At 42.5% G+C, this 12530-nt stretch carries 14 protein-coding genes; 3 read left to right on the top strand and 11 right to left on the bottom strand.

Annotation, left to right across the window (positions count from 1 at the left end; genetic code table 11):
• Positions 1-4 precede the first annotated feature (4 nt).
• Positions 5-478, bottom strand: coding sequence for a hypothetical protein (locus AC4CVD_RS03200; protein WP_490752015.1), 474 nt, complete (start codon positions 476-478; stop codon positions 5-7).
• Between the two features lie 431 nt (positions 479-909).
• Complete coding sequence (gene rpe / locus AC4CVD_RS03195; protein WP_004694978.1) at positions 910-1596, bottom strand: ribulose-phosphate 3-epimerase; 687 nt, start codon at positions 1594-1596, stop codon at positions 910-912.
• A gap of 177 nt (positions 1597-1773) precedes the next feature.
• Here rpe and AC4CVD_RS03190 point away from each other — a divergent pair, with 177 nt between their 5' ends.
• Positions 1774-2049: a DUF2218 domain-containing protein gene (locus AC4CVD_RS03190; RefSeq protein WP_004984216.1), complete on the top strand. Its 276-nt coding sequence runs from the start codon at positions 1774-1776 to the stop codon at positions 2047-2049.
• Positions 2050-2066: 17 nt separating this feature from the next.
• On the opposite strand, the gene AC4CVD_RS03185 is transcribed toward AC4CVD_RS03190, so the two are convergent.
• The 9 genes from AC4CVD_RS03185 to AC4CVD_RS03145 all read right to left on the bottom strand — a co-directional run bounded on the left by AC4CVD_RS03185 (position 2067) and on the right by AC4CVD_RS03145 (position 10329).
• On the bottom strand, positions 2067-3122 hold the full coding sequence (locus AC4CVD_RS03185; protein ID WP_490752013.1) for a M48 family metallopeptidase: 1056 nt from the start codon (positions 3120-3122) through the stop codon (positions 2067-2069).
• 10 nt (positions 3123-3132) lie between these two features.
• On the bottom strand, positions 3133-4242 hold the full coding sequence (locus tag AC4CVD_RS03180; RefSeq protein ID WP_490752011.1) for a YjgN family protein: 1110 nt from the start codon (positions 4240-4242) through the stop codon (positions 3133-3135).
• A gap of 126 nt (positions 4243-4368) precedes the next feature.
• Positions 4369-5205: an S-formylglutathione hydrolase gene (fghA, locus tag AC4CVD_RS03175; RefSeq protein WP_262470784.1), complete on the bottom strand. Its 837-nt coding sequence runs from the start codon at positions 5203-5205 to the stop codon at positions 4369-4371.
• A 24-nt stretch (positions 5206-5229) separates the two neighbouring features.
• Entirely contained in the window at positions 5230-6606 is a 1377-nt protein-coding gene (locus AC4CVD_RS03170; protein WP_176537205.1) for a C13 family peptidase, read from the bottom strand.
• Positions 6607-6729: 123 nt separating this feature from the next.
• Positions 6730-7548 (bottom strand): class I SAM-dependent methyltransferase, encoded by an 819-nt coding sequence (locus tag AC4CVD_RS03165; RefSeq protein WP_490752010.1) that lies wholly within the window; start codon positions 7546-7548, stop codon positions 6730-6732.
• Positions 7542-8366, bottom strand: a complete 825-nt coding sequence (locus AC4CVD_RS03160; protein ID WP_058869001.1) for an undecaprenyl-diphosphate phosphatase — start codon at positions 8364-8366, stop codon at positions 7542-7544. The genes AC4CVD_RS03165 and AC4CVD_RS03160 overlap by 7 nt, the downstream gene beginning before the upstream one ends.
• A 12-nt stretch (positions 8367-8378) precedes the next feature.
• Positions 8379-9044 carry a tRNA (adenosine(37)-N6)-threonylcarbamoyltransferase complex dimerization subunit type 1 TsaB gene (gene tsaB / locus AC4CVD_RS03155; RefSeq protein WP_010325977.1) on the bottom strand — a complete coding sequence of 222 codons (666 nt, stop codon included), beginning with the start codon at positions 9042-9044 and terminating at the stop codon, positions 8379-8381.
• 128 nt (positions 9045-9172) lie between these two features.
• Complete coding sequence (locus tag AC4CVD_RS03150; protein WP_058868999.1) at positions 9173-9703, bottom strand: gamma carbonic anhydrase family protein; 531 nt, start codon at positions 9701-9703, stop codon at positions 9173-9175.
• 23 nt (positions 9704-9726) lie between these two features.
• Positions 9727-10329: an NUDIX hydrolase gene (locus AC4CVD_RS03145; RefSeq protein WP_004984200.1), complete on the bottom strand. Its 603-nt coding sequence runs from the start codon at positions 10327-10329 to the stop codon at positions 9727-9729.
• Between the two features lie 123 nt (positions 10330-10452).
• Between AC4CVD_RS03145 and AC4CVD_RS03140 the strand changes: the two genes are divergently transcribed.
• Together AC4CVD_RS03140 and pabB are read left to right on the top strand one after the other, a co-directional pair.
• The gene (locus tag AC4CVD_RS03140) at positions 10453-11001 is read left to right on the top strand and encodes an NUDIX hydrolase (RefSeq protein WP_490752006.1); all 549 of its coding nucleotides are present in this window, start codon (positions 10453-10455) and stop codon (positions 10999-11001) included.
• A 129-nt stretch (positions 11002-11130) separates the two neighbouring features.
• The gene (gene pabB / locus AC4CVD_RS03135; protein ID WP_178927790.1) at positions 11131-12480 is read left to right on the top strand and encodes an aminodeoxychorismate synthase component I; all 1350 of its coding nucleotides are present in this window, start codon (positions 11131-11133) and stop codon (positions 12478-12480) included.
• Positions 12481-12530 lie beyond the last annotated feature (50 nt).

Raw genomic sequence — 12530 nt, 5'->3', positions numbered from 1 at the left:
AGGATTAGGCTTTAGGAGGACGTAGAATTTCTTGCCAATAGCCCACTAGATGTTGAGCTTGATAACGAAAATGGGGGGATGATTGTACTAAAGCGGCTTCAAGCTGAACCACTGCAAGCGGTTCAACGTCTAAAAGCGTCAGCGTCGTTTGGCAGTGATACTGTGCATACTCCTGACACTGAACTTGCTTATTTTGCAGCATATCCAAGGCATGACAATTGCTCTTCGCTGTTATGTCGGTCTGAGCTATATGCATTTGATGTCCAGAGACTGGACTCGATGATTTCGTTTGATGACAGTCGAGCATGCTTTGCCTGCCTGTTGCATGCGCAGAACTTTGCTCACTGGTTGCAGCCTGCATACTCAGCTGCATCATTTGATGCATCGGCGCTGCCGAAGCTTGGGCAATACCACTCCACCCCATTACCAAAATAATGAGTAAGACAAACCAAGAATGTGTCTTGAGCAATGAACGCACAATCAATCCTATTTAGTCAGTGAAGAATGATATTTCAACGCAACAAAACGCTTTTTGCATGTAAATGCCTGAGCTTTTGTTGCTGATCCCAATCAACAGAATAAGCAAAGAATGCTTTATACACAAGTTTATAAATTTAAATTCAATTACTGCGACAGTTTAGCCACTACGCACACTTAAACAATAAAGTTATTTTTTAAACAGCACTATTTTTAAGTACAGATGAATAAAGCACCAGTAACTATAAAGCTTTCACACCATAAAAAAGGACTCAAATGAGTCCTTTTTATACATTTAACGTCTAAATACTAAACCATTGCTGTGTAAACGTTTGAATATTAATCAAGTTATCCATATCGTTATCAACATAGATATCCACCAGTTTATCCATAAAGTTATCCACAGAACGCATAGTATTTATACCTATGAGCTTAAACCTTTACCGCACCCACTTTTGCAAGCTCTGCACGCATATCATCAATCACAGCTTTATAATCTGGTTTTCCAAAAATAGCTGAACCAGCAACAAACATATCTGCACCCGCTTCCGCAATCTCGCGAATATTTGCAGGTGACACACCACCATCCACCTCTAAACGAATATCACGCCCTGAAGCATCAATAATTTTGCGCGCTTCACGTAGTTTATCTAAAGTCATCGGAATAAATTTTTGACCGCCGAAACCTGGGTTCACACTCATCAACAAAATTTGATCGACTTTATCGAGCACATAATCTAAATAATGGAGCGGCGTTGCTGGGTTAAAGACCAAACCAGCTTTTGCACCGCCTGATTTAATCAACTGTAAAGAACGGTCGATATGGTCAGAGGCTTCTGGATGAAAGGTAATAATGTCCGCGCCTGCTTCTAGGAAGTCACCAATCATGCGATCGACAGGTTTAACCATCAAATGCACATCAATCGGGGCTTTGATGCCGTAGTTCTTGAGGGCCTTACAAATACCCGCACCAAAAGTCAGGTTTGGCACATAGTGGTTATCCATCACATCAAAGTGAACCACGTCTGCACCTGCTGCAAGTACATGTTCAACGTCTTCACCTAAACGAGCAAAGTCAGCAGAGAGAATAGATGGTGCAATTAAATAAGGCTTGGACATGCGTGTACCTGGTTTAACAAAAGGGAATAAAGGCATTATAGCAAATTCAGCTTTTGAACTGGGACTTGTGAAAAAAGAAAGCGTTAAGCTTTCTAAATTTGCAACGTAGCGTTGCAACATTCAACTTTTCATTTGGCTTGAAACTGCTATGGTAAGTGATCAATCGACGAGGTAAATATGAAAAGTACTGCGGATATTGTCACGACAGATGCGGCTCGAATTGCAAAACGACTGGTGAATCATTGGAAACATAAGTTTGAAATCGAACAAGAACCCAGTAGTTTTACCATTATCATGCCTGAAGCACGGGTCCTTTTAAGTCCTCAAGCCGAACATTTACATGTCAGCATTGAGGCGAGTGAAGAAAAATTGAGTCACTTAGAACACGTGGTCTTAGACCACCTGATCCGTATGGGACAAACGCCCCTCACAGCAACATGGACACAAGTTTAAGTCAGCGGCTGAATGAATTAGTTTGATAAGCGTTGCTGTTGGTTAAATTGGCGAATAGCCGCAATACGCTCTTGGGTCGCAGGGTGACTTTGGAAGAATGAACCAATGCCACCTTCCTCCTCTTCTTCAGACTTCCCTTGCGGCTGCTTTTCTTCCTCTTCGGCACGTGCATCGGCTTCCATACGTGCCAAGAAATTCGCTAAATGTAAGCTTGAAATCTGGTTTTTATCCAAGACATGCATGGCATACAAGTCCGCATCACTTTCAAAATTGCGTGAATAACTGGCACCAACCAAAGCCACAGGCAAAGTTGTAAATAAGGCCGAACTGTCCCCCGTCACCGCAATCAACAGCACACTAAAACCTAAACTGGATAAGGCTTGCTGTAAGCTATGTCGCTCGACCAAGTGCCCTTGCTCATGTGCTAAAACCCCAATAATTTCATGATCATCTTTGGCTAAATTAACCAGTTCATCGGTCAAAATAATGGTGTTGTTTGGCAGCGCTAAAGCATTCGTTCCAATTTGTCCACCTGCACGAAACAGTACTTTGGCAGGTTGCCCATTGGCAACAAGGTCTTGATAGCTTTGTATGATTTGTTTTTGACGTGCAAGAGGGATAGTCGAAGGTCCCGTCAGCTTAAACACTTGTTCTTGCGCTTCATCGCCGAGTTTATAGATGGTATCGGCAGGTAGTTGCATCGCGACATAATGTGCTGCGCTTGGAATACCCCATCTTAAAATGGCGAAGATAAAAGCGGCAACAAACACCACACTAAACAAGATGAGACTTGGTGAGCGTTCTAATTTCCAAATCGAATGCTGTACATGCTTTTTGTTCAGCTCAAACCAGTCAGGCAATGCTTGTGGAAATTCAATCCGTGCATCATCTTTCAACTCAACCACAGGTCGAATCTGCCCCAATGCCCCAATCAACTGCATATCGGCATAGTAATAACGACGCTGCTGCTGGTTATAACAGATCAACACCGTTTCTCGGTCTATCGGTGCAATCGTGGCTGGATAAGGCTTAGAAATCTGCCCATCGTAAAAGGTGATGTTTTGTTCCTGCATTTAAGCCTCGTTACAGCGAAATATCGATGTCAAAAATATCACTCAGCTCTTCAGCAATAGCATTCGGGTCATCTTGAGCCAAATTGTACATACGATCTGGATCATTTTTTAGGGTTAAAGTTAATGACTCAATTTGATACTGATACAAACGCACCGCAGCCCATGCAGATAACAAACCGAGCGAGAGGATTTTTAAAATCCAGTTGGTCATCACGATCCATGCATAATGCATCTGACCACAGTCCGTTTGGAAAGGGCTACGCCCCAACGTGGCTTTATTCCATGTGGTAATAAAAATACGAGCCATCATCAGCGGCCAAATCATAAAAGCAGCAATCATATAAATTACCGCCACCATGATCCCAAACTGGGTTGGAGAACTGCTCCCCACTTGAAGGGTGAAGGCAACGAATAACCCTAAAACAAAGACGATTCCAATAAACAAAAACACCGGGACATACATGGCACGCATATAGTCAGGCCAATCGGCATGTAGCTCAAAACGTAATTGCCCGAGTTGTAAATTATCCAGCGTGTATTTTTTAAAATACCAAAATAGCACAGGGAAAAAGATCCCAAGGGTAAAGATGTAAATCAAAATGCCTTTCAGCGCCAAGATATAGGCTTCTTTGGTTGTGCCTGTAAAATAAAAGCGGCTATTACCAAATTTACTGTTTCTGGCACGAAAGCGAATAGTAGAACGTACCAACCACGGTACAAGTAGAAATATGATGAGGAAACCAATTAAAGAAGCTTGCCAAGATACCTGAGCCAAAGCTGAAGCGCCAAAGTACACGCCCAAAGCAATAATTCGACCAATCAGGATGCGTGTAGGTACACCCGTAAAATCAAACTTGCGGCGATAAAACACCGTATTGCCATAAAAATAGCGTAAGCGTCTAACCTTCGCCCAAGGGGCATATAAACTGAAGGTAACAATGGTCAATAAGATATTCACAATCCAAATGCCAAAGTACTCTCGGGCATTACCACGGAATTGGAAACGAAAGGTCTGTCCCAAATAGGCGTTTGGCTCATCCGTGGGAACGGCTGGTGGAGGTGGCCAGCTTGCTTCAAAAGAAGCCTCTACAGGTGGCAAAGATGCCTCTGAATTTTGCATGTATACCCTATCTATTATTTTACTGTTTTATTTTTTAAGAACAAAAAATCAATCACCCAACCATGTTAATGCCAGTGCTGGATGATTTCTAGTCAAAAATTAAGAATAAATATGACAAATCAAGATTTAAGATTCGAGCTGTACGGCATGAAACTGCAGGTGATCATCAATAAAACTTTGAATAAAGTAATAACCATGGTCATAGCCTGCATGTTCGCGAAGCGTCAGTGGCTGGCCCACAGCCTGACAGGCTTGCTGAAATAATGCAGGATTGAGCTGGCTATAAAACTGATCACTCAAACCCTGATCAATTAAAATATCAGCAAAATGAGCTGTTTTTGTTTGGACCAAAGCGCTTGCATCATGTTTCAGCCACTCAGCTTGATCTGAACCTAAATAGTTTGAAAACGCTTTTTCACCCCAAGGACATTGGCTTGGTGCACAAATCGGGGCAAATGCAGACACCGACTTAAACTTCTCAGGATATTTCAAGGCCAAGGTTAAAGCACCATGACCGCCCATGCTGTGCCCGAAAATCCCAATACGCTCTGCTTGTACAGAAAATTGCTGAATCACTAAATCATACAGTTCTTCAGCAACATAGCTTTCCATCTGGAAATGCTCAGCCCACGGCGCTTGGGTTGCATTGATATAAAAACCTGCCCCTTGCCCAATATCCCAATGATCACCTTGCGCAACTTGTTCACCACGGGGTGAAGTATCAGGCGTTACCAAAATCAGACCTAGCTGTGCTGCTAAACGCTGCGCATGCGCTTTAATGGCAAAAGTTTCTTCGGTACAGGTTAAACCTGCCAAATAAAATAATGTTGGACACGCTTGCCCTGCTAACGCTTGAGCAGGTAAATAAATACCAAACTTGCTCTCACCTTGGAGGCTGATGGAATTAAATCGGTAAATACGCTGTTCACCATCAAAACTACGGTTAGATTGTACTAATTCCATCAGGGGTTCCTTTTTAGATCCAAATTAAGGGGTAGTAACAGCTTTAGGTGGAAACAAGCGCTGTTCAAGTTGTGGAAGCATCAGCTCCATATTTTTACCCATCGACCACTGCGGTTCAGAGGGCTCAAAGCCTTGTGCTGTTTCCCATTGGCTCACAGTTTTTTGTGCTTGGCTAAAAGCAGTTTCTATACTGTTTTGTTCACGCATTGCTTGATCAAAAAACGCCCGACCAAAATAAGTATAATCGGCTTCATTGGTACACCCAAAAGACTGGCGGTCTGCCGCCGAAGCGGTAATGATCAAAGTATTGTCATTTTGCAGTGCTGGTACAAAGCTTCCAGAGAAGCACGATGAAATCACAATCACACGCCAGCGAATACCCGATGCATCTAAGGTTTCGCGTAACCATTTCGGGTCGACCTGAGTTAAGTCTAAAGGTGCATTTTCCATTTCGAACTGGTTCGGTAAACCATGCGAAGTCATATATAAAAATAACACATCACTTTCACGGTTCATCTGTTGTCCCATACGGCGCAGCGCCATTTCAATACTGTGTTTAGAGGCAATCGGAATTTCTGTTCGTGTAGCAGGGTTATTTACCAGCATCATCGAACGGCCCAACGTACCAAAACGCGTATCGAACTGTTCTTTTATTCGCTCGACTTCCGAACGGAATACATCTTGATAACTCGCTCCCGCTACGCCAAGGAAATACCAATGTGACTGGGCAAATTCGCCATATTGCACAGACTCTAGTGCTTTATTCAGTAAGCGACTTTGTGCATAGAAGGCATCTTCTGCAAAGGTTGGTGGTGTTTCTTCTACTTTCCAAATCGGCTGACTGGTCACTGACATTTGCCAAACCACAAGGGTAAACAGCGTGGCCAAGACAATCAGGGCTCGCTCCCACCAAGGCCATTTCAGTTCACGTGAAAACACCCACACCACAGCCAAACTCTGCCAAACAAACAGTACCATGAACACATTCGGTAGGTAGTCGTAGAAGAAATACGGCAGGACATCAATCATGCCTAAATATTGGATAAAACTTTGTAATAACGCGATATGCGTATCCAACACCAACCAAAGCAGTGCTGGTACCAACATCAAACGCGGATTATTCACCCGTTGAGACAGAAAAATCCCGACAATCAGGGCAATGAAAGGCCAAAGTGCGTAACTGACCAAACCTTGTGGGTTAAAGTCACCGATCTCTCCTGCGCTCAACCAGCTAAATAAAGTATTGGCTGAGCCACCTAAAATCCCCCAGAAGATGAGCTGCATAATCGAAGGATGGACAATTTGCAAAGAGCGTCGTGAACCTAGAAACAACCACATCCCCGCAGTTTGGTTGCTTTTAAAATCATGCCAAAAGTTGATGGAGGGTTTGAAGTCGATCATAAGATTCTAATTAAATTGTGACTTGCGTAGGGACACACTAAGTTTATGCTTGATCAGCATTTTATCAATGATGTTTTTAACTATATAACAAATCTTTGCATACTTTTGAAGCAATCTTCCACTTCAGTCTAAGCGTTCATGCTGAAAATAGGCATCAAAACGGCATGCATCACCCAGCCACTGATGAGTGGTTTCTTGATTTGCCAAAAATACGGCCAAGCGAGGACGTTTGACCACCACCCGTTTTGCCACTTTTTGCGCTAAGCCAAGCAGATTATCACCCAAATCCATTTCACCATCTTCAGGCAGTAACATATGTAAAAGCTGCATTTGCTTTTTTACTTGCGCCTGTTTTTTCACTGCTTGCTGATTTTGATCCCGTTGTGGAAACATCGGATCTAGATAAACCACATCAACCGTATTGCCCTGCTCTGCTTGTTGCTGCAAATACTGTGCGGAATCTGAAAAAACCAAGTCAATTCGAGTCACCACAGGGTTTAAAAATGCATCCTGCAAAGCCTGTTCCTTACTTGACTCTAACAAGGTGAATAAAATGGGATGGCGTTCTACCAACGTGACATTGGCGCCCAAATGTGCCATGAGCAGTGAGTCATGCCCAAGCCCTGCCGTTGCATCAATGAGCTTAGGTTTTTCAGTCAAGTGGCAAGCACGCGCAATCATTTCAGACTTTAACGACGCACGCTTTAAACGTGGAACTTCAGCTTTCCAATCCGGCTGCATTTTCATGCCATTGGCACAAAGCCAAAGCCCATCGGCATCGGCACACAGGCCCAGTTCAGGATGAAAACGGAAGAAACGTGCATTTAACTTTTCGGCGACTTCGATGCTGACCTCGACACCCCGAGAAAAAAGCACAGCAACATAGTGCTGTGCTTTTTCTAAATGCTCTTGTTCCACATATAAGCGCATTGGGCTTACCATAACTTCCAACCCGTAAAGGCAAACAATAGAATCACTAAGCCTGAAGCAATGCGGTACCATGCAAAAATCATGAAATCACGCTTCGCCACATAAGCGACTAAAGCACGAATCAACAGTAAAGCCGAGATAAAAGAAACAATAATGCCTGTTGCCAATACGATCCAATCTTGTTGTCCGTCAAACACATGCGCACTTTGGTACAAATCTAACAGACCCGCACCAATAATTACTGGAATACCCAAGAAAAATGAAAACTCAGTCGCCGCTTTACGCGATACACCTAAAAACATCGCGCCAATAATGGTTGCCCCCGAACGTGATGTCCCTGGAATTAAAGACAACACTTGAATCAGACCAATCCAAATCGCATCTTTTACACTCAGGTCTTCAACTTCATGGACGCGCTCTTGTGGTGGATGCTTTTCAATCCAAATAATAATCAAGCCACCCACAATCAAACCAATGGCAATGGCAATATCATTAAATAAAAGCTCTTTCACCGTTTGACCAAATGTCAGACCAATCAGCACAATAGGAATCGACGCTAAAATTAGCCCAATCCCAAGACGGCGACCTTGGGGTTCACCACTAAAAATCCCCGTTGCCGCTCCCCACAAACGTGCCCAATATTCATAAATGACGGCTGCAATTGCCCCCATTTGAATGGCGATCACAAAGACATCACTTTTTTCTTTGGTCCAGAAATTCATGAGTTCTGAAGCTAAAATTAAATGTCCAGTACTCGAAATGGGTAGGAATTCAGTAATACCTTCAACAATACCCATAATTGCCGCTTTGAGCAGCAGTAAAAGATCCATAAAAAACCCTAATTATGCTTTACCCTGTTCCGGGATTTTTTTCCAAGCGTTATCACGTAAATAGACTGGAAGTGCAAGTTCAGCACTCACCCAGTGTTGTTGCTGTGCATTCTTGCGCGCAATTGTGGCAATATCTTGCGCAGTTGCACTTAAATCTTTGTATTGTATTTGTGATGGATCAATTAAGGTTGCGCCTGAACCAACTAAAGTAAACGGTGTACATTCAGTAGCCGCTGCATAGCTTAAAAGCTGTTCTTCATCGACGGCTTGCATGATGCCGTCCGTATCTAATTGAAAACTTGCAATATAGACTTCACTCATGCGAGCGTCTAAAACTGCGGTGACTGTGGTTAGACCATGCACACGATGTGCAGCTTGTGCGAGCGCTTGTAAAGTTGAGACAGGAACCACAGGCAAATCATTCGACCATGCCAAAGCTTGAGTCACAGCAGCATTAATACGAACGCCGCTAAAAGAACCAGGACCACGACTAAAAGCGATACAAGACAAATCTTCTGTCTTAATATCCAACTGTAAAAACCCTTGTTCAATCATTGGGAGAATCGTTTGCGTTTGTGCTTTTGCGCGCGTATCCAATTGGAAAAAAAGTTCTTGATTTTCATCTACAATAGAGACGGAACACTGCTCATTTGCAGATTCCAATGCCAGCACTTTCATGCACAACCTTAATGATTTAATCTATAAAAACGTGGCTATGATACTCCACTCAAAAGCACTAGGCGAGATGTTCTCAAAACAGAGCTAAAAAAGCCTAGAAAAATCTAGGCTGAATAGGAAAAATAAGCTTATAACTGTGCCGGCTCTAAATCGATAAATTGTTTAAAGTGTTCTGCATAATGCAGTGCACTCATTTTCAAACGAGCCTCAGCCGTTTCATCCAAAGTTTTGACCACTTTACCCGGTGAGCCCATAACCAGAGAATTATCTGGAATGACTTTACCTTCCGGAATCAGTGCATTCGCACCAATAATACAATTTTTCCCAATCACAGCATTGTTTAAAACGACAGCATTAATCCCAATCAGACTATTATCCCCCACAGTGCAACCATGCAACATGGCTTGATGCCCAATCGTGACATAATTGCCAATATTCATTTCAATCCCAGCATCGGTATGTAAAACCGCATTTTCCTGAATATTGGTAAAGTCACCTAAACGAATTTTGCAATTGTCTGCACGTACGACTGCTCCAAACCAAATACTGACTTGCTGCCCCAATTCGACTTGACCGATGACTGTGGCATTTTCCGCAACCCAGCCATTCCATGGTTGATGCATTGCTTGTGGGGCATGACCTTTAAATTTGTACAACATATTTCTTCCTTAAAATACTCAACTTACTTGGGGAACCGAAAAGTCGGTGAATTGACTAAAAATGGCCACTCTTTATGGTAGCCCAAACCATATTGAAATAATGCAACCAACATACGTGCTGTCAGCCCCCAAACAATTTCATTTTCCACCCGCATACTCGGAAAATAGAGCGATTGATGAGCAAAACGAACTTCATAAGGCACCGCAGGCACTTCCATCAGCTGTTTGAGTGATGCAAAGAAAATACGATCAATTTCTGTCGGCTGGGCAACTAGTTCAACTTCAGGCGGAATCAGCCCGACCACAGGTTTGACCAGCATACCATTACGGGCTTTTTGCATTGGCAAATCACCGAGTAGCTGCACATCAAAAGGATTCAGCGCGGTCTCTTCATAGGCTTCACGTAAGGCAACCACGATATTACTGGTATCTTGCGGATCTCTTTTTCCGCCAGGAAAAGACACTTCGCCAGCATGATTAGATAGGTAAACAGAGCGGCGGGTCAGTAAAACTTTGGGATCGTCTTCATTGGTGATCGCGATTAACACAGCTGCATCTGCCGATTTGATTTTGCTTGAAAACCGTAACTGTTGCTGCAGTATGCGTGTTAATGAATGTTCATCCATTGAACGTCGTCCCCATCATTCTTTTTTTCATCATAGCTGAATTTAATACTGAAAAAAGAGAAATGATGCCAAAATTTAATTTTTAAGTTATGCTGAGTCTGAACTTTATCATTGATGATGAATATGGACTTTTGCAGCAATTGCGGACAAAAAACAACAGAACAAATCCCTCTTGGCGACCATCAATTGCGTCGTGTTTGCACCTCTTGTAGTTCTATTCATTATGTGAACCCTAAAGTGATTTGTGGCGCACTCGCACTTTGGGAAAATAAAGTATTGTTATGCCGCCGTGCCATTGAACCGCGTTATGGATTATGGACTTTACCAGCAGGTTACATGGAGTTGTTTGAAACTATGGAACAAGGTGCTGCACGAGAAACCTGTGAAGAAGCGGAAGCGGAAGTTGAAATTGAACAGCTATATTGCATGTACAATATTCCGCGTATTGGTCAAATTTATGTGCTATTCAAAGCGAACTTAGTAGATGGAAAATTCGGTGCTGGCGAAGAAAGCATTGAATGTCGTTTATTTGAAGAAGATGAAATTCCTTGGTCAGAACTGGCTTTCCCAAGTGTCGAACATACCTTACGTCACTATTTTGCCGACCGTAAAAGTAATCAATTTAATTTTCATCTCGAAACCCTAGGTACACGCTTAGACCATACAGGTTAATGTTGCCTAATATCAAAAAAAGCCCATCGATGATGCAATCCATAGCTTACCGATAAACGGTATTTCCTCTATGCGTACACGTACAATGAGGTAAAATAGCCTGAATTATTTAATCCTATTTGCGTTAGCATGACTCTAAGCCAATCATTTAAAAAGATAATTTGTGATTCAAGCCTCTCTGTATCTCATATATTACAGGCATTGAATGAGCTCACACAGTTAGTCTATTTACAAAATGTCGATGCACCTGTCATTGCTTTTTTACCCGAGCGTTATCAAGTTTTTCAAAAAAACCAGCACTTTTTCTTTCAACGCACACGGGATTTTTGTTATATCCGTGATCATGAAGAAATAGACATTTCCAGTAATATTCAGCCAAGCTCAGAACAAAAAGAAGCATCTTTTAGTGGCGGACTCATTGGATTCGTCAGTTATGATTATGCCGCCCAGAAACACGTTCCGGTTCAAATTAAGTCACAGCCAAGCCTATTTTTAGGTTTATACAGCAGTTATCTACAATGGACTGATGCAGGCTGGCTATTTTGCAGTAGTGATTCACAAGCAGAACGCATTTATCGCAAAATTGAATCGTATTTATTACAGCCATCTGCCTTAACCCATCCACTCCAACTCAAGTCGATCTGCCAAGCACGCTGGACTGAAACCCAATACAAACAAGCCTTTCAGAAAGTACAGGAATACATCAAAGCTGGGGATTGCTATCAAATCAATCTGACACAAGAGTTCACTGCCAAGGCACACGGTCAACTCCTAAGTGCAGTCGAAGCATTTTGGCAATTGACCAATGCACCTTACTCAGGCTATCTTCGTAGCGATGATTTTGAACTCTTAAGTTGTTCGCCCGAGTTGTTTATTGATTTTCAAACCCATCGTAAAATCATCACTAAGCCGATTAAAGGCACCATGCCGCGCTATGCAGATCCAGTCTTAGATGAACAATCTAAACAACGCTTAATGGCTTCGGAAAAAGATCAAGCTGAAAATGTAATGATTGTTGATCTACTGCGTAATGACTTGAGTGTTTATGCAGAAACAGGCTCAGTCAAAACACCTAAACTGTTTAATATTGAAAGCTTTAATCAAGTCCATCATATGGTCAGCGAAGTCGAAGCAACACTGAAAGCAGAAGTTCATCCCTTTCATGTGCTGCTCTCTGCGCTACCTGGCGGGTCTATTACAGGTGCACCTAAAATTCGAGCAATGCAGATTATTGAAGAACTCGAAGGTGCACCACGCGGAGCGTACTGTGGCTCAATGGGTTATTTTAATTTCGATGGTACGGGTTCTTGGAACATTCTGATTCGTTCTATTCAAAAATTCCAAGATGAGGTTTCGCTTTGGGCTGGCGGTGGAATCACTATTGCATCAGAGTATGAGGCTGAATACCAAGAATGCTTTGACAAGGTCTCAGCACTGCTTAATTTACTCAATACCTTTGTACAAACGGACAATGAATAGCCTCCAAAATAAAAAAGTGAACCTTCATATTAATGAACGTTCACTTTTCA

The organism is Acinetobacter sp. LipI_23, assembly GCF_058243045.1.
This window is presented reverse-complemented; position numbering and strand designations above follow the sequence as displayed.

What these genes read in the sequence shown, in the direction of transcription:
- AC4CVD_RS03170 (WP_176537205.1), bottom strand. Translation starts at nt 6,606, where the DNA reads ATGATCGACTTCAAACCCTCCATCAACTTTTGGCATGATTTTAAAAGC.
- AC4CVD_RS03190 (WP_004984216.1), top strand. Translation starts at nt 1,774, where the DNA reads ATGAAAAGTACTGCGGATATTGTCACGACAGATGCGGCTCGAATTGCA.
- AC4CVD_RS03150 (WP_058868999.1), bottom strand. Translation starts at nt 9,703, where the DNA reads ATGTTGTACAAATTTAAAGGTCATGCCCCACAAGCAATGCATCAACCA.
- AC4CVD_RS03145 (WP_004984200.1), bottom strand. Translation starts at nt 10,329, where the DNA reads ATGGATGAACATTCATTAACACGCATACTGCAGCAACAGTTACGGTTT.
- AC4CVD_RS03185 (WP_490752013.1), bottom strand. Translation starts at nt 3,122, where the DNA reads ATGCAGGAACAAAACATCACCTTTTACGATGGGCAGATTTCTAAGCCT.
- AC4CVD_RS03180 (WP_490752011.1), bottom strand. Translation starts at nt 4,242, where the DNA reads ATGCAAAATTCAGAGGCATCTTTGCCACCTGTAGAGGCTTCTTTTGAA.
- pabB (WP_178927790.1), top strand. Translation starts at nt 11,131, where the DNA reads ATGACTCTAAGCCAATCATTTAAAAAGATAATTTGTGATTCAAGCCTC.
- AC4CVD_RS03165 (WP_490752010.1), bottom strand. Translation starts at nt 7,548, where the DNA reads ATGGTAAGCCCAATGCGCTTATATGTGGAACAAGAGCATTTAGAAAAA.
- tsaB (WP_010325977.1), bottom strand. Translation starts at nt 9,044, where the DNA reads ATGAAAGTGCTGGCATTGGAATCTGCAAATGAGCAGTGTTCCGTCTCT.
- AC4CVD_RS03140 (WP_490752006.1), top strand. Translation starts at nt 10,453, where the DNA reads ATGGACTTTTGCAGCAATTGCGGACAAAAAACAACAGAACAAATCCCT.
- AC4CVD_RS03160 (WP_058869001.1), bottom strand. Translation starts at nt 8,366, where the DNA reads ATGGATCTTTTACTGCTGCTCAAAGCGGCAATTATGGGTATTGTTGAA.
- fghA (WP_262470784.1), bottom strand. Translation starts at nt 5,205, where the DNA reads ATGGAATTAGTACAATCTAACCGTAGTTTTGATGGTGAACAGCGTATT.
- rpe (WP_004694978.1), bottom strand. Translation starts at nt 1,596, where the DNA reads ATGTCCAAGCCTTATTTAATTGCACCATCTATTCTCTCTGCTGACTTT.